The sequence below is a fragment of the Amphritea sp. HPY genome (assembly GCF_050870985.1).
Taxonomy (GTDB): domain Bacteria; phylum Pseudomonadota; class Gammaproteobacteria; order Pseudomonadales; family Balneatricaceae; genus Amphritea.
In genome coordinates this window covers 1-24,083 of the sequence record NZ_CP194015.1, presented here as the reverse complement: position 1 = coordinate 24,083, position 24,083 = coordinate 1, and the positions used below count along the sequence as shown (strand labels likewise).

The following is a 24,083-nucleotide window of genomic DNA, read 5'->3' as shown; positions in this document are numbered from 1 at the left end:
TATAAGGAACCACTATGCCTGAACTACTTCCCTCTTTTATGGTACTCGGCTCGCTGCTGATCACCCTGTTCATTTTGATAAAACGCGCACCTGATCGCAAAGCAGGAACAATTGTCAGCTGTGTTTTGATGGCCGCTCTGTGTTTTATCGGTGGTCTGCTGCTATCCGCTATGTACACCCGCGCAGTCGGTAATGAAAGCTCCAACCCACTGATCATAGCTATTCTGGTTTTGATCGGTACCCTGGGATCTCTGGTAATCTATATCAAGCTGGATAATAAGCAGAAACTGAATAACGCCGAGTAACTCACCACCTTTGACAAAGACGCCATCGTGACCAACACTTTTCTAACCGGAACTAACATTCTCTAGAGGAGGTCATGATGGACAGATCTGCGCATACGATGAATACCCTGTTTGAGCAGCTCGGACTGGCCAGCGATAATTCATCCATCGACCAGTTTATCCGCACCCACACCCTGTTCAGCCAGACGATTAAGATCGATGAAGCCACCTTCTGGACACCCAGCCAGGCCGGTTTTATTAAAGAGTGTCTTGATTCAGATTCAGACTGGGCCGAAATAGTGGATGAACTGAATATCCGACTCCATTCCTGAAACCTCAGCCAGGCAATAAACCCGATAGCATTTACTAATCAGGCCGCCCCTTCCTCGGGTCGGCCTTTTTGTTTAACATGGCAGGCATTATTCCAACTGATGCTGGATCCCAGAACTATGCTACTTGTAATATCACCGGCTAAAAATCTCGACTACGATACCGCTCCAACGACCGATCAGTACAGTCAACCCGAACACCTGCAACATTCTCAGGAGCTGATTCAACAACTACGCCAGCTGGCGGTACAGGATATCGCCAAACTGATGAAACTTAGCGATAAGCTTTCCGCGCTAAACGTCGCACGCTATGAAAGCTGGCAACAGCCATTTGATACAAGCAATGCCAAACAGGCGGTATTGGCCTTTAATGGTGATGTCTACAGTGGCTTAAATGCGAATGATTTCAGCGCGGCCGAACTGCAGTTCACGCAACAGCACCTGCGTATATTGTCTGGCTTATACGGGGTTTTAAAACCGCTCGATCTGATGCAACCCTATCGACTGGAGATGGGTACTAAACTGGCAAATAGCCGGGGTAAGGACCTTTACACCTTCTGGGGTGACATAGTGACCGATGACCTGAACCAAACCCTGGCCGACAAGGCTGAAGCGGTACTTGTTAACCTGGCTTCCAATGAATACTTCAAATCGGTAAAACCGAAAAATCTGCAGGGACGAATCATCACCCCGGTATTCAAAGACTGGAAGAACGGCCAATATAAAATTATCAGCTTTTATGCCAAAAAAGCTCGCGGCCTGATGTGCCGTTACGCTATCAAAAACCAGATCACAGATGCCGAACAGCTTAAACAGTTCGATCTGGCAGGCTACCAGTATGATGAAATGCTATCGCAGGGCGACAGCTGGGTATTTACCCGCAAAGAAACGGTCTGAGTAGTACCGGGAAGCAAGCTCTCGCTTAACAAGCGTTCGTCAAGGCAAAAAAAAGCGCCAACGGGCGCTTTTAAAACTCTTTTTGGCAAACTCAGGACAAAAAAAAGCATGACCGTTAAGTCATGCTTTCTTTAAACTGAACACCCGGATCCAAGATCTTAGGGTGCCATCTTCATCCAGGCTGTACTAAGACAACTCAGATGAAAGCGAATTAGATCGCTTTGATGTTTTCAGCTTGAGGACCTTTCTGGCCTTGAGTTACAGTGAACTCAACGCGCTGGCCTTCAGCCAGGCTCTTGAATCCGTCACCAACGATAGCGCTGAAGTGAGCGAAAACGTCTGGACCAGACTCTTGCTCGATGAAACCGAAACCTTTCTCGTCGTTAAACCATTTTACTGTGCCAGTAGTAGTAGACATAATATCTATCCTATATTCAAAAAATTATTGGTGTCTCATTACAAGACATTTTTTGGCTGGAATTTTTACTATAACTTATGAATTACAGGACGAAACATCATACAGAATCATCGAACATGCGAGCATAAATATACGGTTAATTTTCAACCTGAACGGGATATTATACCCATCTAGCGATGCAGTCAACACCCGTTTCGAACTTTTCTAACTATCTGATTCAAAGCAAAAAATAATATCTTAATAAGAAGCAATGGCTACAGATAAGTTCGGCTGGATAAGCATAAAAAAACACACCCGGAGGTGTGTTCTGGTAAAAGCTTCATCGATATATCATTTAAGGCTGCTGAATACCCACTATCTTCCAGTCTGAATCCGGCTGTGTCATATCCCGATGCAGGTGCCAAAGCTCACTGAATTCGGTGGTTTCATTACTATCTTCTTTCATCCAGCCGTAAAAATTAATAGTCGCAACGACATGATCACCGTTATCGATGAAGTTTGCCAGCTCAGCCATCACCGACACGACTTCGGTATTCTGCTTTTGTGCCTGTTTACTACGCTCTTCGCGTAGCAAGGCTAACAATTCAGGGCTGGTATAGCTTTCAATCTCATTCCAGTCCGCGTCATCCCAGGCCTTTTGCAGGTGGCCGAAATGCTGTTGCGCACCATCAAGGAATGCCTTTTCATTAAACCATTGCGGCAACTGCAGGGTCGCACCAGCCGCCCCAAAACCTGCTTCTGGTGCAGGAGAGTATTGTTGAAAATCTTGGCTGCTATTTTTTTCCTGTGGTGCTGATTGTACAGGTTCAGGCTGCCGGTAATGCTGCTGCGCCCCGGCATATTGCTGAGCACTCTGAGTTCGCTTCATACCAGAGAATATCTTAATGGCAACAAATGCCAGTAATCCGAACAACAAAATATCCATAAACTGGATGCCTTCAAAGGCTCCACCGAAGAACAACGCCCCCAGTAAGCCACCGGCCAACAGTCCGCCCATCAGGCCACCAAAGCCTCTTTTCTTTGGAGCAACGCCCTGCTGTGTTGTGTTATTCGTAGCGGCTTGCTGTTTGCTTGGTGCTGGCTGAACCCGCTTTGGAGTCGAGTAGGATTTACCCAAACTAAAACCGCCGCCCATCCGTTTTGCCTCTGCATCCGGCACCACCAGCCCAAAGCCGAGTACCAGAGTAAAAATTGAGATCAACAACGTGCGCATAGAAGCTCCTAAGTTATTTTATTTGTTCTACCTGACGGGAAATGATCGCCAGATAAATGCCGGTGAATATTAGCCCCATCCCGATAAAATGGAAAGTTTGTACTTTTTCACCGAGAAAGATTACTGACAGAATCAGACCGAATAGCGGCATAAGATGAATAAATAACCCTGCCTTTGCCGCTCCCAGCTCTGCCACCCCTCTGTTCCAAAAGGTATAGGAAAGAATCGATGGGCAGATCGCCATGTAGACAATAGCGGCGACAGTTTGTTCACTCCAGATAGGTACCAGGCCATCACTGAATTCCCATAGCGCAAACGGGAAAACTGCGATACCCCCGACCATGATGGTAAAACCAAGAAAGGTGAAACCATCGAGCTCTTTGGGTTTCCAGCGCAACAACACGGAGTATGTCGACCAGGCTACCACTGCAGCAAAGACCCACAGATCCCCCTTATTAAAGGCCAGCGACTGTAATACTTGTAACTGCCCCCGGGAGATCAGAATCAGCACCCCGGAAAAAGAGATAAAGACCCCCAGCCATTGCTTCATACTAATGCTTTCTTTTAAAAACAGGGAGCAGATTACCAGAATCGTAATCGGCACTGCCGATTGCAGCAATGTTGCATTGGTCGCCATGGTTGTTTGCAGGCCAAGATAAATAAACGAGTTAAAACATGCGACACCCAGCACCGCAAGCAGGCATAGTACAGGAAGATTTTGACGGATCAGGGGCCAGTTACGGCGCAGCCGGGGTAAAAACAACGGCAGTATGATCAAGAACGCCAGCCCCCAACGCATAAATGACATCGTCAGCGGCGGAAAGTCACTATGAATACCACGGGCAGTGACGAAGTTGCCCGCCCAGAACAAAGTGGTAACAATAAGCAGTAAATAAGCCATCAGAATTTTTTCAGTAATTTTGCCAGCAGGTTGTAGCTGGGATCTTCGCCGGTCAGCAAGTAATACAGGATATTATAATTATTAACGTTCCAATCCATCTGCTGATGCGCCTCTGTCAAACCACAAAAAAGAACCTCGTCACCCAGTTGCAACTCTGTCAGTTCACCTGGTAAAAGTTTGAGTTCACCGTTACGGCGTAACATCAAAGGAAAACAGGGCAACTCCTGCTGCCGCTCCCGGGCATGCTTCATTAATTTACTGAGCTTAATCTGACGGCCTTCTTCCAGCATAGTGGTTACCGCCGGCGCTTGTTGTTTACCGATAGCAAAAGACCAGCTATCCAGCTCCCGATCTTTCACAACGCTGCTCATACGGTTTAATAAAGTATGCGCCCAGACATCATCAAACTGCTGCATCTGCTCTATAAACACCGGCAGCAGAGGCGTTTTAATTTTCGCCAGAATCCGATTGGCAATGATCCGGCCCGGCTCCATGATGAAATCAGCTTTGGAGTTCTTATAGACCAGTTTATTGCTGCTAAGATTCTGTCGGACTACCGTCACCAGATTAGGGTTTAACTCTCGGGCAGTCATAATTATCGACAGATTATCAGCATCGTTATCAGTACCGGCAACGATCGCGACCGCATCCTTAACTCCAGCCTTCTCCAGAGTTGAGGCTTCAGTACCAAGGCCAACAAAATGATTGCTGTAACCTTGTAGTTGGCTGGCATCATCATCCAGCAGCACTAACTCAACGTCCTGTTCCAGAAACTCCTGGTAAAGCGCCTTACCAAAACGCCCGAAGCCACAGATTATCCAGCGGCCGCTGGTTTTCTTATAAGCGCTGGATAGTGGCCGGTGATAAGGATTAACCAACCAGTCATAGACCAGATGCATATAGGGAGAATGCGCTGCAAGGGATAGATATTCAGCATAAGAGCGAAATGGATCAATAATATGATCGGTACCAAAAGATCCCAGGTTACGGGCGTTGACTTCGGTTTCGGTGCGACTGATAACAAGACGCTCGGGCGCCAACAATTTACTGGCGATAGAGATCGACAGATTAACATTGTCGTTATTGGTCAGTGCCAGAACACCAACGCAGGTAGAATGCTGTAACCCGGCGTCATCCAGCGCCTCAGGCAACGCGGCATCAGCACAAAGACCAGGCACGCGGATAGACAGATCATCCATCTCCAGCCGGTCGATCCGCTCCTGCTCAATATCAATTACGACACTGCGCATACCCCGTTTGCACAGTTTTTCAACGATGGCACTGCCGGTAATTCCGTAGCCACAGATCAGATAAAAAGGTTCATTGAAGTTTTTCACCTCACCGGCAAAAGCGCGGCGGCGGCGCATCCGGCCAAATACAGGCTCCTGTATCAGCGCTAACATCGAGCCAATACCGTATAACCAGGCGATCACAGTGCCGTAGATCGCAACCAGCGTCCAGGCTCGCTGCGCTGAGGTAAATGCGTAGGGTATCTCACCGAAACCGATAGTTGAGCCCATAAAACTGACAAAATAGATGGCATGAAAGAAATCCATATGCCAGACATTGCCTTGATCATCCTGACCAGGAATCAGCACAAATCCAACTATCGCAACAGAATACACCACGATAACGGTAATCAGCGGCAGCCGCAGCCGCCGCAGTAACAGGTAGAAAATATCGTTCATTCAGACAACGCTCTCAGCGACGAACAACGATAGTTTCAACCATCAGCAATACAACTGAAACAACGTTTGCCAGTACAGCACCGCCGGACAGCGATACTACGCTGCTAATCATATCCGGAGTCATACCGGTACCAGATATCTGTACGGCATAGCCCCAGATAACGGCTGCAACAACTAACTGCAGGTCGGCCACCAGGCTGGTTGCCAGCATCAACGCGCCGATGTGAGTACGGTCACCAAACTTCAGTACGGTACAGATCATACTGACAATCGTCGCTGCAAACAGCTCGAACACATTATGATGCTCAGGATTATCAATATCACCAAGGAAAAAACCAAAGTTCAGGGTCAGCGCCAGTACAATAAAAAAGGCAAATATCACTTTTTCGCGATTCATAGAATCCTTCCTGCTAAGAATCAATAAGATAACAAGCCTGACAAGCAGACCTTGAGTTTGATGAAATTGTAACTACTGAGCGACAAACACGAAAGCCCCGTCGCCAGCTAAGCTTGGAAAAATGCTTACAGGAGAAGAACTAAGCTGATCAAAGGTGGTCCTAATCTGATCGCCATGATGCTATAAATAGTCGCTGGCGACCTGCTTTCAAGCAAAAACAGCTGATTAAAAATTAGACAATTCAGTCAATCAATATTAGGATTGACTGCTTACGCCTGAATAAATCAGTACCAGTACAATACTGATCAACAATAAGAGTCCAGCAGTAAAAGAGGCCTGTGAATGCGCTTTAAAATACGATCCCGAACGACAAGCTTTATGTTTTATATGCTGGTATTCCTTGTCACTAAAGTGGCCCATGCAGGCGTTCACAAAAGTCCCAACGATAGCCGTGAGTATCTCAGTTTCACCCTGCCCAACCAGATGAAAGTATTGGTCATCTCCGACCCTGAGACTGACAAAGCGGCGGCATCCCTTGACGTCAATGTCGGTTCCAATGCGAACCCTGCCCAGCGTCAGGGACTGGCTCATTTCCTTGAGCATATGTTATTTCTCGGCACAGAAAAGTTTCCGGATGCAGGCTCCTATCAGGCTTTTATCAGCAACAACGGTGGCAACCACAACGCTTACACCGCCTATGAAAACACTAACTACTTCTTTGATATTCAGGCTCAACAGTTAGAACCCGCACTGGATCGCTTCTCCCAGTTTTTCATCTCACCGCTGTTTACTGAAGAGTACGTAGAACGTGAGCGCCATGCGGTACACTCAGAATACCAGTCAAAACTGCGCGATGATGGTCGTCGCGGCTATGCTGCTGGCAAACAAGCGATGAATCCGCAGCATAGCTACAGTCAGTTTGCAGTCGGCAGTGTTGATACCCTGTCGAATAACAGCGGTGAACTGCGCCAGGATCTGATCAGCTTTTATAACCAGTACTATTCCGCCAACCTGATGTCTTTAGTTGTACTGGGTAAGGAATCGACCGGGCAACTGAAACAGATGGTCGAAGAGCGCTTTTCTGCTGTCGCCAATCGCAAGGCGACAGCCTTCGTTGACCCGCAACCGCTTTATAAGCAGCTACCCGCACAGATTAACATCAAAACCCTGAAAGACTTGCAACAGCTGAGTTTGACCTTTCCAGTTCCCGCCACCCGGGACCTGTACAACCAGAAACCCGCTTTTTATATAGCCACTATGCTCGGCTACGAAGGAAAAGGCAGCCTGTTCTCGCTGCTTAAGGCGAAAGGTTGGGTTAACTCCCTGAGCGCGTCACCGGGTATAGAACTACAGACTCAATCTAATTTCAGAATATCCATGTCCCTGACCGACCAGGGTTATGAGCACTACAATGAAGTTATCCGCACCACGTTTGCAGCTATTCGCCTGTTACAGGCCGAAGGCGTCAACCCGGAACTCTATGCTGAAGAACAACAACTCAACCTGTTACGCTTCAACTTTAAAGAGAAAAGCCAGCCGGTACATTATGTTGGTCAGCTGGCCCGGAACCTGCAGCTCTATCCGGAACAGGATGTGATCAGCGCAGATTATCTGCTGGAAGAGTTTTCTGCAGAACTGATTAACCGTTTTCTTGATCGCCTGACCCCGGCTAACGTACTGATAACCCTGCAGGGACAAAACGTTGCAACCAACAACCAGGAACAGTGGTTCAATACCGAATTCAGCTTGAGTCCGATTAGCGATGAACGCATACAGCTGTGGCAGCAAGCACAAATTGAACCGGGCCTTGCTACTCGCAAGCTGAACCCTTTTATCGCCGAAGATCTTAGTGTTAAAGATGTTGCTGAGGTTAGTGATACGCCCAATCTTATAATCCAGCAAGATGGCCATTCACTCTGGTACAGACAGGACGATACTTTCCGCCTGCCTAAGGCTGATTTCTTTGTTTCGGTGATGTCTGACCAGGCGAACCTGAGCCCCGAAAATGAAGTGATGACCGGGCTATACACCGAACTGGTCAAAGACCAGCTGAATGAAACGCTTTATGATGCACTACTGGGTGGCATAAACACCCGGATTTATCCTCATATGCGAGGTTTCAGCATCCGTATTTCCGGCTACAACGATAAACAGCAACGGCTGTTGACGCAGGTGGTCGACCGTTTGACTGACGTGCGCTTTGAACAGAGCAGTTTCGATCGTATCAAAGCGCGGTATACCCAGCACTTGGAAAACAAGCGTAAAGATAAACCGTTCAACCAGACCATTGGTGAGGTATACACCCTGCTGATGCAAAGCTGGAGTACAGAAAAGAAACTGGCGGCCATTGAAAATATCAGCCTTGAACAGCTCAGCGATTTTGTACCGCAGCTGCTGGGCAAAGTGCAAACAAGGATGCTCGCCCATGGTAACCTGACCAGCGATGAAGCAACTGGCCTGGCACAAACCGTCATATCTAAACTGAATCAGCAACCGATGATCAGTTATAACGCTCCTATCCCGGTTGTGTTGCTGGATAAAGAAAAAAATCTGACCCAGACCCTGCCGGTTGATCATAACGACTCGGCTATCAGCGTCTACTTTCAAGGCGAGAACAGTGGCCTGCAGACCCGCGCCGAGTTCGCGCTGCTCAGTGAGATAATGGCTGCCCCTTTTTATAGCCGCCTGCGAACCGAACAGCAGTTGGGGTATGTGGTATTCGAGACGGCACTACCTTTGAACAAAGCCCCTGGTCTGGCATTTGTGGTCCAGTCACCAAATACTGACCCAATCGCACTGGAACAGCATATTGACGAGTTCATCGGGGGGATGCAAAGTACTCTCAGCCAGATGACCGAAGAGAAACTGGAGCAGTATAAGCGCAGTGTTCTGTCACGTATCAATCGTAAAGAGAATAAATTATCTGATCTGAGTAATCGGTTCTGGAAAGAGATCGATCGCGATGAACTTAGTTTTGATAGCCGTAAGCAACTGAGCGATGCTGTGGCCTCCCTGTCGCTGAGTGATCTTCTGAAATGCTACAAGCAAATGCCACAACGCCGTCTTACGGTCCGTTCGTTCGGTGAAAAACACCGCCAGATGGCTTCCAGCGAGGAGCTGGCTCAGCGTAGTGAACTGGAGATCGCACAATTAAAACAACAAAACAAATTCGTCCCCGAAGCCTGATGCTATTCGACAACCCGGTTCAGGTCTAAGACCTGATTCGGGCTCGCGGGTTGAGCCTGAATCTGACGATCAATAACCCGCCGCGAGCGGGGTTTCGGTTCAGGAATCTCAATCTCAACCCCTTCACACTGATCCAGCGCATCATCCATTAAGCACCTGATCTTTAAATCATCATCAGCAATCTGTTGAAATACCTTATCTTCCCCTCTGAGAACTATTTTTTTCTGTTGCGCGCTGATAATTCGTTCAACCGGTTCTAAACCGCTGTGAGGAATTACCGTTGGCGGGGGCAGTTGTCGCTCCGGAATCAAGTGAGGCTTAATTTCCAACATAGGCTCTGAATCAACAAAGCCCCGTTGCTTGTTGTCATACACTGTATTTGGATTAACCGGGCTATCGATATAACCGCCCGGTTCAGTCACCACGTAGGTTATCGGATTAACCAGATCCTCTTTACGCTCAGCCAGCGCAGGCAGTGCAGTGATAACACCGCAGCTCAGCACAAATAGACTAAAAAAGGACTGGTTCATCATCAATACATTTCATCCATGGGATAGATCGCTTCAGCGTACAAAGCAAGTTCTTCCAGGATCTCCCGGTCACGCTGACTCAGATTCGGTTGCTGATACCGTTCATTCAAGATACTAAATAACTCATTCATGGTCAGGTAACCGCCGTTGTCTGGCGCCAGTAATTTATGCTTACGGTATTCTTCCCAGCGACTACGTTCGTCATCGCTCAGACTAAACGGGTAATTTCGGGCACGGTAACGTAAGAACATCTCTTCCAGGCGGTTATCCTGAAACGCCAGTTCAAGCGCACCTAACTGCTCCGCCGGGGTCTCCCGAATCAGCTCCATACTCTGTTTATCGGCATCGGAAAAGAATCCGCCACTATAGAGCATATGATCCGGATCCATGTCTTCTTCAAAGTCTGATTCCATGAACACCTGCGCCAGCTTCTGCTTCAACTCAACACTGCCTCGCAACATCGCCAGATGCGTACGACAATCATCACCGGATATCTGTAAGCGCTGGGCTTCAACAGCAGTCAGCATACCCGCCGGCGCAATAATCGGTGACTTATTAATATGGATCTGTTTTAACGGAATACGCTGTTCGCCCTCAGCCAGATCTTCGTTCCGGGTATAGATAAGCCTGCGAATTTCCTCTACTGGTAACTCCAGTAACTGCGTAGGATCAAAACGAAGATCAAATGCCAGCACCGCGTTGCGGTTAACCGGATGCTGCGCCACAGGTGCGACAATCGCCGCATTGCCCCACTCCACAGGATACATCGAAGATATATGCAATACCGGCTTCATCGATATCACATCTAGCAGCCCCTGAATCGCCTTTTTTGAGCGATTATTCAGCGCATACTGATACAGTTTCGGCTGACGTTCTTTAACAAGCTTTGCCATACCGATCGTGGCATAAACATCGGACAATGCATCATGGGCATGACCATGATCGATGCCGTTGGCCTTGGTCAGATCCTCAAGACGCAGGCTTGGCTTACCCTCAGCGTTTATCGGCCACTCAATCCCTTCCGGCCGTAAAGCCCGCGTCAGGCGCAGCATATCGATAATATCCCAGCGCGAGCAATCATTCTGCCACTCACGGGCGTAGGGATCGTAGAAATTGCGATACAAGCTATAGCGGGTGATCTCATCATCAAAACGGATACTGTTATAACCCACACCGCAGGTTCCCGGACGAGACAGTTCTTTATGAACCAGCCCCATAAACTCAGCTTCGCAGAGACCATCCTGCATCGCTCGTTGCGGAGTAATGCCGGTAATCAGGCAGGCCTCCGGATGGGGTAACAGGTCCTCTGCCGGCTTGCAGTAAAACATCACAGGCTCTTCAATGATATTCAGATCCTGATCGGTACGAATACCGGCAAACTGTAATGGCCGGTCCCTTTTAGGATCAGCCCCTGAGGTTTCGTAGTCGTGCCAGAAAAAAGTTGCTTGCGTATTTGCCGCTATCTTAGTTGCCGCCATCATTTGTGCCTACTGCTTTTGATCAATATGCTTCACTATTTAACACCCTATAATGGGTGATCTAGAATTGTCATCAAACTGAGGGACCTTCATGTTACATGATCACAACGATACCACGATGACCTGCCCCTGTGGTTCAAATAAACCATTTTCATTCTGTTGTGAACCAGCCATTGAAGGCCATAAACCAGCCAAAACAGCAGAAGCGCTTATGCGCTCCCGCTATACCGCTTTTGCCCTTGGCGCGGTCGACTATATTATCAACACCACAGCCGAAGAAAACAGAAATCCTGAAGATGCTGAAATTATTGCCGAACAGGTACAGGCAACCACCTGGGTCGGCTTAAGAATTCTCGATAGCGTCGCGGGCACAGCGAGCGACAATACCGGCATTGTCGAATTCAGTGCGCGCTTTGAAGCCGAAGATCAAAATGGTGAGCTACACGAGCGTTCCAACTTTCGCAAAGAGAATGATCGCTGGTATTACGTCGACGGCCAGATTGAAATAATAAATTGAAATAATCAGCTGATAAGGAGTGCCCGGTTTAAGCCCTGATTCACTAATTAAAGCTTGATTAATTGATCTGTAGGTCCGCGCAGTAGATTATTTACGATTTCATCGCTGTCAAGACTTTCCCTGCGCTACAAAACGCCGGTAGAATACCGGTCCCTGGTCACAGGTACCGTTGTTAATAGTGACCCTTGCAGGATCGATTGTTAATGTTTGCAAAGTTTTTCAAACCTAAGTGGCAACACACCAATGCTGATGTTCGGATTCGTGCAATTCACCGCATGAACAGTAACAGTGAGGATCATCAGCAGATACTCTCCCAACTGGTCCTGCGCGACCAGAACCCATCTGTTCGTAAAGCTGCGGTTGAGAAGATCGCCCAGCCGGAGCTGCTGTATAAAGTACACAACGAAGATAATGACCTGCAAATTCGCCGTAGCGCGGCAGACCGCATCTGTAAGATTATTCTCGATTGTCCTGACAGTTCGACCGAACAACGCCTGATTAGCCTGCAGCAGCTGGATGATGATAACATCCTGACGCATATCGTCCTGCACAGTTCTCTGCACAAGATACAACTCGCAGCACTGACAAAAATCATTGATCAGCACTGTCTATGCACTATCAGCATCAATGCTGCTACCAGCCCCGTTCGCCAGGCTGCCGCTGAACAACTGCAACTTCCGGAACTACTTGAACAGGTCGCCAAAGCGATCCGTAACAAAGACAAAACAGTATTCCGGATCATCCGCAACAAACAACAGAAAATTCAGCAGGAACAGCAGCAGGAAGCAAAGCTCAGGCAACGTCGAGCAGAGCTATTGGCAAGCCTGCGTCACCTCAGTGCGACCGAATACTTCCCACAATACCCGGCCAAACTTGATGCTCTGCATACTGAATGGTTAAAAAATGAAGTCAGCGAAACTGAAGCGCTGGAACTTGAATTTAAAACCCTGACACAACAGTGTCAGCAGCTGATCGAAGAGCAACAGCGCGCAACCGCAGCAATAGAAAGACTACACCAGCAACAGCAGGACCGTTTGCTCCAGCAACAGCAGCTACTGGAACAGATGGCCGTGTTGAATAAAAGCCTGGAAAGCACCCTGTTATCTGCCGACTTTTCCCTACAAGACCTGGAGCAGCAGCATGTCGCATGGCAACAGCTGTTACAGCAGCATGAAGCGGTCACTGACAACCTGCCTGATGCGCTGTTAAAGCACTATAAAGCAGAACAAAAGACCGCCTCGACTTACCATAAAGCAGGCAATAGTTATCTCGCACAATGGGCTCACTTCAATGGACTGATTACAGAAATCACAAGCGAAGCCAGTAGCGAACCGAGTGCCAAACAGTTATCCCAACAGATCGAGCAGATAACACAGACCTGCGACCAGATTAACTGGCCGAAACATCTGGCTTATCCAGCCCTAATGCAGCAGCTGCAACAGCACAAACTGAAAATTAAGCAGCAGCTACAACAGTTAACTCAGATAACCCAGCACCACAACCTGGAGCTATCAGAACTACTGAACACGCTGGCACAAAAGGTTGACCTTGGGGAAACTAAAGCGGCGATCAGGCTTGAGCAAAAGATCGCCACGATCCTGGGTAACCTTAACGGCAGTACTCCGAAACAGCTGCGCCAGCAGCATAAGACCTTGCATGCCAGGCTCACTGAACTCAAAGACTGGCAAGGCTACGCTGTAACCCCCAAGAAAGAGCAAGTCTGCGTCGAGATGGAAAGCCTGATCGGTTGTGTCTTACCGGTCGCTGAACTGGCGAAAAAAATTAATCAGCTACAGCTATCCTGGAAAGAGCTGGATGCCAGCGACCCATTCCACTCGCGCACGCTGTGGCAACGTTTCAAATCGGCATCCGACCACGCCTACCTGCCTTGCGAGCAACACTTTGCTGACCAGAAACTGCAGCGCCAGAAGAACCTGGAGCAACGCCACCAGCTGGCAGAGCAGCTGCAACAGTTTATCAGTATGACCGATTGGGATGCTCCGGACTGGCAGCAAGTTGAACTCATCTGCAGAACAGCAAAACAAGAATGGAAACAGTATGCACCGGTTGACAGAACGCCGGGCAAAGAAGTTCAAAGTCGATTTAATGCTTTGCTAAAACAGCTTGATAGCCAGATAAAAAGCTATCGTGAGCGGAATGCAGGCTTAAAACAAGCGCTGGTTGATCAGGCCCGGGAGATTGCCGAGAACGAAACACTGCCCGATGCATCCCAGCAGATCAAACAGCTGCAACAGGAATGGAAAACCATAGGCTCTACTTTCCATAGCGCAGAACGCAAACTATGGCCAGAGTTCCGCCAGTACTGCAAGGCGGTATTTGAAAACCGCAACAAGCAAAAACAATCTGAACAGCACAATAAACATCAACAACAGGTTGATGAACTGCAGCAACAGCAGTTAGCTGAGCTGAACAACCTGATCAAGAGTGATCTGTACCTTGCCTTGCAGCGCAGGGTAAGTCTCTGCGAACATCTCGAACGTATGATTCTTGCTGATGGGCTGGAACAGGATAAGGTCGATAGCATCATCTCAGCCTGGGATCAGGGTGATCAGCCGGCTGAACCTTTTGCCGAACTGATCGAGCAACGCTTCAACGCTACACTGATGGTAATTTCTGGTCAGGAGCCGATAGACAGCCTCTTGAGTCAATCCGAGCAATCGATGCGTCAATTATGTATCCGGCTTGAGATCATGCAGGGGCAGCCTTCGCCTGAGCAGGATCAGGCGCTGCGAATGGAGTATCAGATGCACCGCCTGCAGCAAGCACTGCAGCAACGGGACAGCGATCCAACCTTATGTGATCTTAAGCAGCTTAAAATGGAATGGAACTGTATTCCGTTTACCCAGCTTCTGGAAGAATTGAATCTGCGTTTCAGTAGCAGCCTGCCATTTGAAAACGATCAGCTGTAATCCAAGTAGTTACTAGAAACAGTTACAACTTTCAGCTTCACCCTGGTCTTTTCAAGACAATAAAAAACCCCGCAGCAGCGGGGTTTTTTAATTCAGTCATAAATACTTATGACATGTGCTGACCGCCGTTAATGGAGAAGTCAGAACCTGTTACATAGCCGCAGTCTTCACTGGCCAGATAAGTTACCGCTTTACCGATCTCTTCCGGCGCACCCAGGCGGCCAACAGGGATCTGCTTAACGATCTTAGCCAGAACCTCTTCAGGTATCTTAGCAACCATCGGCGTCAGTACATAGCCCGGAGAAACAGTGTTTACCGTTACACCCTTGGCTGCAACTTCCTGTGCCAATGCCTTAGTAAAGCCGTGAATACCCGCTTTAGCAGCAGAGTAGTTACACTGACCAAACTGACCTTTCTGAGCGTTTACTGAAGATATGTTGATAACCCTGCCCCAGTTATTTTCCAGCATTGGATTAATAACTAAGCGAGTCATATGGAACATCGAGTCAAGGTTAGCGGAAAGAACCTGATTCCACTGCTCCCAGCTCATCTTACGGAAAGTACCGTCACGGGTGATACCCGCATTGTTTACCAGAATATCGACCGTACCACCGGCCACTTCCTGCACGGTATTGATACACTCCAGGCAGGACTCTTCGTCAGTTACATCACCATAGGCTACCAATATTTCATAGCCATCCTTACGCTGCTCTTCCTGCCATGCTTTAGCTTTATCATGGTTACCACCGGAGTTGTAACCTGCTACTACCTTTAAACCGGCATCAGCCAATGCGCGACAAATTGCAGTACCGATACCGCCTGTACCACCTGTTACCAGAGCAATTCTCTGTGTCATGCTCACGTCCCCTTTGCTTCTTGAGTTATATGTTGTTGTTAATTATTTTTATTTAAGCTTCTTATAAATTCTTAATATATGAGCTCTTTAGAATTGCGTAACCCAACTGATCATATTACGTACAACAACATCCTGTAATATGACTTTGGTTTTAGCCTGTAGATAAGTGAACCAGACTAACGTTTCCCTGTTACAGCTTAAAGACAACATACAACTAATCAAAAGCGGATTAAAGCCCTTATTTTGAGATCATGCAGCACACTCGAGACGGTTTAGATGACGACGCATCCACCAGAACGCCATTGCTGCAGTGCACATATTTGCCAACACAAAACCGATAAACATACCCTGTAGTCCTGCCAGATAATTACCGGTAAACCCTAAAGGTACATAGAGAATAAACAGGCGGAAGATACTGATTCGCATCGCCCGCATCGGCTGATGCAAGGCATTAAAACTGGAAGCACTAAGGAAGGTCACCGCCTGAAAACCGAAGCCCAGGGGCACGATTAAAATCCACATCCCTATAAGCTCAACAACCTGTACTTTGTCACTGAACAGCGCGCCAATCCCACCAGCAAACACTAGTAATAACAAATAGATAACGACCTGCCACAACAGTGCAAACTTCACAGCGCCTATATAAGCTGTACGTACTCTGGCGATATTTCCCCGGCCGAAATTCTGACTCAGAAACGGCGGCAGGGTCATAGACAAAGCTAGATTAACAAGCAAGGACAGCGATTCCAGCCTGTTTCCGACACCAAAAGCAGCAACCGCTTCCGGGCCGTGGGTGGCCACCACCGCAGTCATAATAGCCGCCGCTATCGGCGTCATCATATTTGATAACGCAGCAGGAAAGCCGATTTTCATCACCATCAGCCAGTGCTGCACCGCAACACCAACCGACTCGATCCGCAGCACTAGTAAGCCTTTTCTTGCATACAAATTCAGCAACGCAAGAAATGCAGTAAAACTCCAGGCGATAACACTGGCAATCGCAGCACCCTGTATCCCAAGCGCAGGAAAGGGCCCCCAGCCAAAAATCAGCAGCGGATCCAGAGCCAGATTGATAAGCGATGAAAAAGCCATAATAAGCGCCGGAGTCTTGGTATCTCCGCTGGCCCGCAGAGAGCTGTTAGAAACCATGATCAGTACGTAAAAAATCGCCCCGGAAAACCACACCGACATATAGCTATCAATATATGGCAGCAGGTTATCCCCTGCCCCCAACAGACGAAACAGCGGTTCAATCATTAATATCGCAATAACACTGATAACGACCATCAAAAGAGTCGTCAGCAGCAGGTTATCGGTTGTCAGCTGGCGAGCTTCATCGTGGTCACCTAAGCCAATTAAGCGGGCGATCGTCGCAGACGTGCCGATACTCAGGCCGATTGACAGGCTGATAACAGTGAACGACACAGGAAACGTAAAACCCAGCGCAGCCAACTGCTCAGTGCCCAGCTGGCTGACAAAGTAACTGTCGGCAACATTGAACAGCATCAGGCTGACAATGCCGAGCATCATAGGGATGGTCATCTTGACCAGAGTGGGACGAATCTCCCCATTTAACAGATCGGGTTTCACAATGTGCCTGCAGTTAATGTTGGTAAGCAGCTAAAGCCTAAAGAAGAAGCGCCATCATACCACCGCTTACGACTGTCATGGGTCCCGATTTTCGAATCCATGGAACAATAAAAAAACCCGGGCCAGGCCCGGGTTAACGAACTACATTACTGCAGCCCTCGATGAAGATCTGTCACTAAAGATTTACTTTCCAGATGCCCGCAGGTTCTGCACAGTCATCTTGCTTGGCGGTGTCAGCGTAGGATCGACGATCCCCTTGAACTGGCCTGTTGTACAATGCTGAGCCTGGGTATCGATCATAGTGAATGCATCATCGATCGCAACGCCGGTACCTTTATTCTGTGGCAGGTGGTGATCAGGATGCGCCTGACCGATAGACCAGCTCTTCCACATATCACCTTTACGATCGTAGGTAATGTTACGCGGAATAGTAAAAGTCTGAGCATCGATGAAGTGCTGACGCTTGCTGATCGGATGGTTCTGATCAACTGACTCCGACTCAACCTCATACACCTTACGCAACTGATAGGTCACGTTAGGGAAGCAATTACCTTTACCACCGAATGCTACGACCTGATACCCCTCTTCATCAACATGGGTTTCAGTATCAAGCTGCATATCATTATGGTTATACATCGGCATCAACATGTTACGGGTACCTTTAAAGGTCCACTTCATGTCTGAAATACGGCCGTTGTAACCCTCAAAATCTTCGATCATGACGTCAGAGCCAAGGAAGGAATCCGTAACCTGACCGGTCGACAGGCGGCGTACACGGCGCTGGAAGCCGAGATACAGGTATGCGTTATCGCGCTTCAGATCATCCTCAAAGCGCTGAATCAACAACTGAGTGTTCTTCACATCAAATGGTTCCAGTACCTGTACGTAAATACCACGGAACAGATTGGATGGATTTGGTGTTATCGCAGGTGTCGGCTCCTGCTGGGTACGATGGGTAAAGTTCAGAAAGTGGAAGTTAAATTTCAAAGTACGTTCCAGCTTTGCAGTGTTCATATCCCGGAACTTCCAGTAGAACGGCATGATAGACGCCGAATCACCCCAGTTATAACCGTATTTATAATTCCACGCCAGTTTCTCACCGGCCCGGGGATCATCCAATGATGGCTCTTCAGGGAATGGACGACCCGCTGGAGAACCGGTTAATTCGCCTGGTTTATCACCCAGTTTTACGCTGGTCAGATTAGCCTTAGTCGCGGCTACGTAGCTGGAATGCAGATCGAATGACGTAGTTTCGCCGACATGTATCTCAGTATCACCGTTTTTGATAAACAGATACATTGCCGGATCCAGCACCTCTTTGAACTGCTCAACGTTGGCCTGATTAATGGTCGTACCAACACTCAGCCCTGAATAAGACGGCACACCGCTCTTATAAGGATAAAACGAATTTTCAACATCTTGCTCGGTTGCCGCCATAGCAGCAGACGAGACCACAATAGTTGCTGCCAGTGAGATCAATGATTTTTTAAACATAGCTTATTACCTTATTATATTTATATTGATCAGAAGCTGTATCGAACAGTCAGCTGAATCTCATCTTCGGCGTTCGCAACACCGATCGGACCATTAGTGAAGCGTGCTAACGGCTCATAAGTTTCTGTTCCGGCAACAGACCAGCCAAACTGCTCATCACCGCCCCGTTTAACATTCAGTGCAAGATTTACTTTCCAGGAATCATCAATCAGATAATCAATGCTCGGCGCTACAACGGTTGCGTCCGCACCGAAATCATGAGCAATGATGACCTGTGGGCTCAGACGGTTATTGATATACCAGCCTTTAAACAACATGGTCGCTATCCAGTTGTCCTGCGCATTTGGCATATCCGCTTCGTGATCCTGAATATGTTCGCCGAACAGCTGCGTCGACAACAGGAAGGCGCTGCCGGTACCCAGCGCAGGTATAACAATGTTCTTATCGAAGCCGACCACGTAACGCAGCATATCGGTCTCTTTATGGCCATCGGTATCCCTTGGCAGCTCTTCACCCTGGGTATAAGCCATTTCCAAACGCCATACCGCATCCATCGCCATGGAGTAATAATCTATCGAACCGCCCACCAGATTGACTCGTGGGAACTTGATATCAAAGACACCATCAACCGCAGGTAAAGTCGGATCTAAAGCATGTGGTCGGAAATGCAGTGATGGCAGTTGTTGACGGTAATGCAGGGCATTCAGAGAGAATGTGGTATCGCCGTAGACACCTTCCCATTTCGCGCCCAGCTGAGTATTTTTCAGTGACCATTTATACTCTTCAACATCATGAATAATTGGCACGTTCGCGCTATAAAGAGGAATACCTAAATCGGCAACATTGATATACGAACTAAAGAAACACCCCGCATCCAGAATCCGATACGACTGACCACAGGTACCCAGGTTGCTCGGCCTGAATTTGTCAAAGTTCCACATCATGGACAGGTTGGAATCGTCAAATACCTCATTCGGTCCCATACGCCATTCAGCGGTCAGCATCCACTGTGGAATACGGATATCTTCCAGCTCGTCATAGATATTATGGCGGGAGTAATCCACAGGATTGATTACATCCAGCACCCGAAACAGGTCAGTCTTACCCCAGACAACCTGCTGCTTACCTAAGGTAATATTCAGCAGATCACCGTTACTCAGCTGTTTATCTGCAGAAATATAAAGCTCGCGGATAAAATCCAGCTCATCATTGAATTCCGGGAATTTCGCCTCACTCTCGTCCTGATCCATATAACCATCGAGGTTATTACACAGCGTCGGATCATTATCACAAGGAAAAGGGACACCGGCAGAAAGCAGTGTTGTATTCGGCCCGGGAATCGTTGTTGTGGAGCCTCCCCGGGGATGCCAGTTTTCGCCCAGATATGCTTCTGTTGCATTCTTTCCGAACTCGTCATCATTCAGGTCATACACGCCATCATAAGTAGCACGCAAGGTGCCGTTGATACTGACGTTACTCCAGCTATCGGACTCAACGGACTTAGAAAACTCACCCTGCGCAGTGTTACGGAACTTTGAGATCCCCACCTCATCACGGTAATAGGTAGCGTTTTCAACAAAGCCAGACCACTCTGTTTCTGCCGCAGTTGCCGTCGCAGAATAACCCAGCGCCATAGAAGTAACACCCACGGCCACCCCGGCAGCAAGTTTATTCATTGTCGTTATTATTGTTTTCGACATCAGTTATAACCCCTTCAGGTTTTTGGTTTTACAAGATAAGTAACAAACATGAGAAATAAGCATGCGAATACAGATGAATCAGCCGTGGATCACGCCATCTTCATCTTCATAGGCTTCACATATAAATTTGGGTTTGAATACCAGCACCCAGGATGGCACCAGCAACATGGCAGCTGCACCGTTAAGAACAACCATCACACTGAGCAGTAACGCGGCATCAGACTGGAAACGCAGATCCGAAAGAATGACCCACATAACAATGCCTGCAATCAGGGTAATCGCGGTAAAGCTGATCGCCAGACCTGTCGTGCGGATAGAGGTTCTCACTGCGGCAGCAAGGTCTTTCTGCAACACCATCTCCGCACGTATACGGTCCATCATATAGATCGAGTAATCGATACCGACACCAACCCCCACCGCAATAATAGGCACCGTGTTGATGTTGATACCCATCTGCGTGATACCCATGTAGGCATATGTCAGCGTGGTCGCGAACATCATCGCCATAAACATCATCATGCCAGCCTGCAGAGAGGTGTAGAAAAACATCACCATGGCGAAGATCAATATAAATACCAGCGGCAACACCCAGAGATTGGTCTCATAGGCAGCTTCGTTCATTGCAGCTGTAACACCGATGGTGCCGCCCGCAAGGCGGATCTTCAGCCCTTCAACCTTGCCGTCATTTGCTTCGATCCACTGTTTCGCGGTATGTATCGCCCGGCGAATAGTCTCGCCCTGATGGTCCTTATAGAAGAACACCAGGTTAGCGATCCGCTCATCGGTATCGACAAACTCATTCAAAGCACCGGGGATGGGGCTGGACATCATGTAGGTAAACATCAGGCCGCCGACATACTGCGCATCACCGGGGATCTGCATCCAGCGCGGATCATCATTGTGTAGCAGGCGGTTTACCTGTTTCACCAGGTCAGGCACACCTTTAGCGCCGCCCACCTCCGGGTCAGCCAGCATGTGACGTTCCAGGTCGGCCAGCGCCTTTAATACCTCGGGACGTTTAATGCCACCTTTTTCATCGGTCTGAGCAACGATATAGAGTTCTTCAGAGCCGGGAAAACTGTCGTTAATAGCCCCGGAAGATACGTTGTAGTCATGATCCTGATAGAGGATAGGCGAGCCCGGTTCCGACTCACCAATCACCACCTTAGATGAGAAGAACCAGCCACCAACCAGCAACAAAGCACCGATCATCAGCGCATTTCGGGCTGCCTTTTCAGTACTTACCAGGTCGGCACAGATATAGCCGACATTACGGAACAGGTTATGCTTAACTGCATAGTTTTTCGGCTTAGGCAGAACCGACAGCAGCATTGGAACGGCAAGCAGTACGGTGATAATGATCGACAGCGCCCAGAGAGAAGCGTAGTGAGCCAGTTTGGTATTCAGCGGAATAGAGCCGATCGCGATCAGCAGCAAACCGATAGCATCGGATACCACCCCTAAACTACCCGGACGAAACAGGTTTTCAAACGTCAGCTGGGCGGCTTTTTTATGATCCGCATGTTCGTTCAGCTCAAGATAGTAACGCTCCACGATCTGAATACCGTGAGACATTGCGCGGGCCGAAATCAGGAACGGTATAACCAGACCCAGCGGGTCCAGGTTATAGCCGAACAGGGAGATAATACCGATACCCCAGATGGTGGACACAATCACCGCCGCCAGCGGAATCAAAACACCGTAAGCCTTGCGGAAGTAAAACATAAGCAGGGCTAACATGATCAATGCGGTGAACATAAAGATCTCGATGATCTGGCCCAGATACTGATAGGCCCAACCCACCAGCATTGGCTGACCGGTGACATGGATCTTATAGCCTGCGGCCGCCTCATCGGCACGTAGCGCCTGAATCGCCTCGAAGGTTTTTACATAATCCAGCTGACCTTCGTTTAGCTGTGCCTTAACCAGCGCCATTTTCATATCCGGGCTGACCAGTGGGCCATAAACCCGCGGATTGGCCACAATATCCTGACGTAGCAGTTCCAGATCCAGTTCACTGATCTCGCCACCCTGAGGATCATAATAGGACTCGGAATTAACATTACCCTCCGGCGTCATCCACACCTTACGGGAGTTTCGGTGGGTTACACTGGCTACCAGGTTATGGTTGATTCCCGGCAGGCTGTCTACTGCCTGAGTCACCCGGTGAATGCGGGCTAATGCTTCATTACTGAAGATATCTCCCTGTTCGACTTCCACTCCGACGATTACGACATTGGCGCCACCAAACGACTCTTTTATCTCGTTATGCAGTTCAATATAGGTGTGTTCCTGCGGTAACAGGTCAGCAAAATCGGAGTACATTTTTACCCCAGGGATCTGACTGGCAAAAAACAGTGTGATCGCCAGGATCAGCCCCAACACAACTTTTGGATGATGAAATATACGTTCATCCAGGTTGTGCATCATATGGGTAATTTTATGGGATTGTGCAGATGCTTTATCAGACATATCCGGTTCTTCCACAGCAAATTATTATTGTTTTATATCGACGGTAAACAGCGAGCCCCAGCCACCAGCCACCAGCAAGGTATCCGCGCTGATCTGCTTGCCGTCGCGTAGATATACCGGGATCTTTGGCGAATCAAGCCGGGTCCATTGCTGGCCCTTCAGTTCCAGCACTGTGCCGTGATCACCAAAAGCAAACAGCCTGGTATCGTTGGCGTAAAAACCATAGAGAGGTGATTCGGTAGGGGTTTGTTGCGGGTTCCAGCTCAGGCCACCATCACTGGTGTGTAAAATAGTACCGCCGAGCCCTGCGACCCATCCGGTATCTGAATTTTTAAAATAGCTACCCTGGGGGAAAAACTCGTTAGGGATAGGCTCCTGCACTGCCCAGTTCTGCCCCGCGTCCTCGGAACGGGCAACCAGGCCAAACTCTCCGGTGGCGATCACACGCTTGTCATCCAGGAACTGTACCGAAGTGATAGTGGCATCTTCGTTGAGACTCAACTCCTGCCAGCTGGCCCCCTGATCATGACTGCTCATAAATGTACTGAAACTGCCGGACGCCCAATAACTGTTATCGGGGCCGCAGGTCAATGAGATCAGGCTTTCATAGGTCGGCAGCTCGCTCATGCGCCAGCTAACACCCTGATCGCTGCTGATCCAGACCTGATGTTCCATGCTCAAGGCGATCATCGAGTTATCAGGGCAGGTATCAATCGCGACAAAGTTCGGTCGTTGTTCCAGCTCCTGCCGCTGCCAGTTCAGCTGCGCACGATCACTGCTCAGAATCAGGCCATCGGATCCGGCGATAACAACCTTGTCGCCTGTGACAGTTACCGCCATAAGCTGGTCGGTGCGACGAACCGGTTTAGTCAGTTCATTCTCCACACCTTCAAGATTCAGAGGGGCTTCACAACCGGCCAGCAGTAACGGCATTGTCAGGGCTGCCAGCAGACCTTTTGTCTTTGTTTCCCAGGAAGCCAGGCGGGTATGCGATCCGCGCTGTTGACTGGCTTCGATGAGTCTATTTTTATTTATTGCTCTCATCGCGTATGTCACCAAACTGTTAGATACAGGGATTAATTCCCTACAGTTGGTAAGAGCAATGGCTATGCCAGCTTTGATCTACATCAAAAAAATAATTACTTACCCATTAATATCAAAGACTTATAAAAACAACCAGTAACAATAAATAAGACTTCAGTG

General features: G+C 48.5%; 19 protein-coding genes. 6 read left to right on the top strand and 13 right to left on the bottom strand.

The genetic code is table 11. The features are described from left to right. Positions 1–14: 14 nt before the first annotated feature. The 3 genes from ACQUQM_RS00095 to yaaA all read left to right on the top strand — a co-directional run bounded on the left by ACQUQM_RS00095 (position 15) and on the right by yaaA (position 1,510). Positions 15–305: a hypothetical protein gene (locus ACQUQM_RS00095; RefSeq protein WP_432472428.1), complete on the top strand. Its 291-nt coding sequence runs from the start codon at positions 15–17 to the stop codon at positions 303–305. 77 nt (positions 306–382) lie between these two features. Further along, positions 383–616 carry a DUF2789 domain-containing protein gene (locus ACQUQM_RS00090; protein WP_432472427.1) on the top strand — a complete coding sequence of 78 codons (234 nt, stop codon included), beginning with the start codon at positions 383–385 and terminating at the stop codon, positions 614–616. Positions 617–733: 117 nt separating this feature from the next. Beyond that, positions 734–1,510, top strand: a complete 777-nt coding sequence (yaaA, locus tag ACQUQM_RS00085) for a peroxide stress protein YaaA (RefSeq protein WP_432472426.1) — start codon at positions 734–736, stop codon at positions 1,508–1,510. Between the two features lie 211 nt (positions 1,511–1,721). Here yaaA and ACQUQM_RS00080 read toward each other — a convergent pair whose 3' ends face one another. From ACQUQM_RS00080 to ACQUQM_RS00060, 5 genes are all read right to left on the bottom strand, one after another. After that, positions 1,722–1,928, bottom strand: coding sequence for a cold-shock protein (locus ACQUQM_RS00080; protein ID WP_432472425.1), 207 nt, complete (start codon positions 1,926–1,928; stop codon positions 1,722–1,724). Positions 1,929–2,262: 334 nt separating this feature from the next. Then, positions 2,263–3,141, bottom strand: a complete 879-nt coding sequence (locus tag ACQUQM_RS00075) for a Tim44 domain-containing protein (RefSeq protein WP_432472424.1) — start codon at positions 3,139–3,141, stop codon at positions 2,263–2,265. Between the two features lie 13 nt (positions 3,142–3,154). Further along, positions 3,155–4,042: a DMT family transporter gene (locus ACQUQM_RS00070; protein ID WP_432472423.1), complete on the bottom strand. Its 888-nt coding sequence runs from the start codon at positions 4,040–4,042 to the stop codon at positions 3,155–3,157. Further along, positions 4,042–5,730, bottom strand: a complete 1,689-nt coding sequence (locus ACQUQM_RS00065; RefSeq protein ID WP_432472422.1) for a potassium channel family protein — start codon at positions 5,728–5,730, stop codon at positions 4,042–4,044. Before ACQUQM_RS00065 ends, ACQUQM_RS00070 begins: the two co-directional genes overlap by 1 nt. 13 nt (positions 5,731–5,743) lie before the next feature. Beyond that, positions 5,744–6,127, bottom strand: coding sequence for a DUF6394 family protein (locus ACQUQM_RS00060; protein WP_432472421.1), 384 nt, complete (start codon positions 6,125–6,127; stop codon positions 5,744–5,746). Between the two features lie 342 nt (positions 6,128–6,469). Here ACQUQM_RS00060 and ACQUQM_RS00055 point away from each other — a divergent pair, with 342 nt between their 5' ends. After that, positions 6,470–9,313 (top strand): insulinase family protein, encoded by a 2,844-nt coding sequence (locus ACQUQM_RS00055; RefSeq protein ID WP_432472420.1) that lies wholly within the window; start codon positions 6,470–6,472, stop codon positions 9,311–9,313. A gap of 2 nt (positions 9,314–9,315) precedes the next feature. Here the strand turns inward: ACQUQM_RS00055 and ACQUQM_RS00050 are convergent, their stop codons facing one another. Continuing rightward, positions 9,316–9,846 carry a hypothetical protein gene (locus ACQUQM_RS00050; RefSeq protein WP_432472419.1) on the bottom strand — a complete coding sequence of 177 codons (531 nt, stop codon included), beginning with the start codon at positions 9,844–9,846 and terminating at the stop codon, positions 9,316–9,318. Further along, on the bottom strand, positions 9,846–11,324 hold the full coding sequence (gene sbcB / locus ACQUQM_RS00045) for an exodeoxyribonuclease I (RefSeq protein ID WP_432472418.1): 1,479 nt from the start codon (positions 11,322–11,324) through the stop codon (positions 9,846–9,848). Before sbcB ends, ACQUQM_RS00050 begins: the two co-directional genes overlap by 1 nt. A gap of 88 nt (positions 11,325–11,412) precedes the next feature. Here sbcB and ACQUQM_RS00040 point away from each other — a divergent pair, with 88 nt between their 5' ends. After that, entirely contained in the window at positions 11,413–11,838 is a 426-nt protein-coding gene (locus ACQUQM_RS00040; RefSeq protein ID WP_432472417.1) for a YchJ family protein, read from the top strand. A 203-nt stretch (positions 11,839–12,041) separates the two neighbouring features. Further along, positions 12,042–14,768, top strand: coding sequence for a DUF349 domain-containing protein (locus ACQUQM_RS00035; protein WP_432472416.1), 2,727 nt, complete (start codon positions 12,042–12,044; stop codon positions 14,766–14,768). Positions 14,769–14,874: 106 nt separating this feature from the next. Here the strand turns inward: ACQUQM_RS00035 and phbB are convergent, their stop codons facing one another. The 6 genes from phbB to ACQUQM_RS00005 form a co-directional block, all read right to left on the bottom strand. Further along, the gene (gene phbB, locus ACQUQM_RS00030; protein WP_432472415.1) at positions 14,875–15,624 is read right to left on the bottom strand and encodes an acetoacetyl-CoA reductase; all 750 of its coding nucleotides are present in this window, start codon (positions 15,622–15,624) and stop codon (positions 14,875–14,877) included. Between the two features lie 249 nt (positions 15,625–15,873). Then, positions 15,874–17,214, bottom strand: coding sequence for an MATE family efflux transporter (locus ACQUQM_RS00025; RefSeq protein WP_432472414.1), 1,341 nt, complete (start codon positions 17,212–17,214; stop codon positions 15,874–15,876). 183 nt (positions 17,215–17,397) lie between these two features. Then, a complete protein-coding gene (locus tag ACQUQM_RS00020) occupies positions 17,398–18,708 on the bottom strand; it encodes a DUF1329 domain-containing protein (RefSeq protein WP_432472413.1) in 1,311 nt (436 codons plus the stop codon). A gap of 29 nt (positions 18,709–18,737) precedes the next feature. Then, positions 18,738–20,408, bottom strand: coding sequence for a DUF1302 family protein (locus tag ACQUQM_RS00015; RefSeq protein WP_432472412.1), 1,671 nt, complete (start codon positions 20,406–20,408; stop codon positions 18,738–18,740). A 78-nt stretch (positions 20,409–20,486) separates the two neighbouring features. After that, the gene (locus tag ACQUQM_RS00010) at positions 20,487–22,880 is read right to left on the bottom strand and encodes an efflux RND transporter permease subunit (RefSeq protein ID WP_432472411.1); all 2,394 of its coding nucleotides are present in this window, start codon (positions 22,878–22,880) and stop codon (positions 20,487–20,489) included. A gap of 24 nt (positions 22,881–22,904) precedes the next feature. Next, positions 22,905–23,924 (bottom strand): WD40/YVTN/BNR-like repeat-containing protein, encoded by a 1,020-nt coding sequence (locus tag ACQUQM_RS00005; protein WP_432472410.1) that lies wholly within the window; start codon positions 23,922–23,924, stop codon positions 22,905–22,907. Positions 23,925–24,083 lie beyond the last annotated feature (159 nt).

Coding starts and splice junctions, on each gene's coding strand:
- ACQUQM_RS00075 (WP_432472424.1), bottom strand. CDS start 3,141: ATGCGCACGTTGTTGATCTCAATTTTTACTCTGGTACTCGGCTTTGGG.
- ACQUQM_RS00035 (WP_432472416.1), top strand. CDS start 12,042: ATGTTTGCAAAGTTTTTCAAACCTAAGTGGCAACACACCAATGCTGAT.
- ACQUQM_RS00065 (WP_432472422.1), bottom strand. CDS start 5,730: ATGAACGATATTTTCTACCTGTTACTGCGGCGGCTGCGGCTGCCGCTG.
- ACQUQM_RS00040 (WP_432472417.1), top strand. CDS start 11,413: ATGTTACATGATCACAACGATACCACGATGACCTGCCCCTGTGGTTCA.
- ACQUQM_RS00005 (WP_432472410.1), bottom strand. CDS start 23,924: ATGAGAGCAATAAATAAAAATAGACTCATCGAAGCCAGTCAACAGCGC.
- ACQUQM_RS00055 (WP_432472420.1), top strand. CDS start 6,470: ATGCGCTTTAAAATACGATCCCGAACGACAAGCTTTATGTTTTATATG.
- ACQUQM_RS00015 (WP_432472412.1), bottom strand. CDS start 20,408: ATGTCGAAAACAATAATAACGACAATGAATAAACTTGCTGCCGGGGTG.
- ACQUQM_RS00090 (WP_432472427.1), top strand. CDS start 383: ATGGACAGATCTGCGCATACGATGAATACCCTGTTTGAGCAGCTCGGA.
- ACQUQM_RS00050 (WP_432472419.1), bottom strand. CDS start 9,846: ATGATGAACCAGTCCTTTTTTAGTCTATTTGTGCTGAGCTGCGGTGTT.
- ACQUQM_RS00020 (WP_432472413.1), bottom strand. CDS start 18,708: ATGTTTAAAAAATCATTGATCTCACTGGCAGCAACTATTGTGGTCTCG.
- ACQUQM_RS00095 (WP_432472428.1), top strand. CDS start 15: ATGCCTGAACTACTTCCCTCTTTTATGGTACTCGGCTCGCTGCTGATC.
- ACQUQM_RS00010 (WP_432472411.1), bottom strand. CDS start 22,880: ATGTCTGATAAAGCATCTGCACAATCCCATAAAATTACCCATATGATG.
- yaaA (WP_432472426.1), top strand. CDS start 734: ATGCTACTTGTAATATCACCGGCTAAAAATCTCGACTACGATACCGCT.
- ACQUQM_RS00070 (WP_432472423.1), bottom strand. CDS start 4,042: ATGGCTTATTTACTGCTTATTGTTACCACTTTGTTCTGGGCGGGCAAC.
- ACQUQM_RS00080 (WP_432472425.1), bottom strand. CDS start 1,928: ATGTCTACTACTACTGGCACAGTAAAATGGTTTAACGACGAGAAAGGT.
- phbB (WP_432472415.1), bottom strand. CDS start 15,624: ATGACACAGAGAATTGCTCTGGTAACAGGTGGTACAGGCGGTATCGGT.
- ACQUQM_RS00060 (WP_432472421.1), bottom strand. CDS start 6,127: ATGAATCGCGAAAAAGTGATATTTGCCTTTTTTATTGTACTGGCGCTG.
- sbcB (WP_432472418.1), bottom strand. CDS start 11,324: ATGATGGCGGCAACTAAGATAGCGGCAAATACGCAAGCAACTTTTTTC.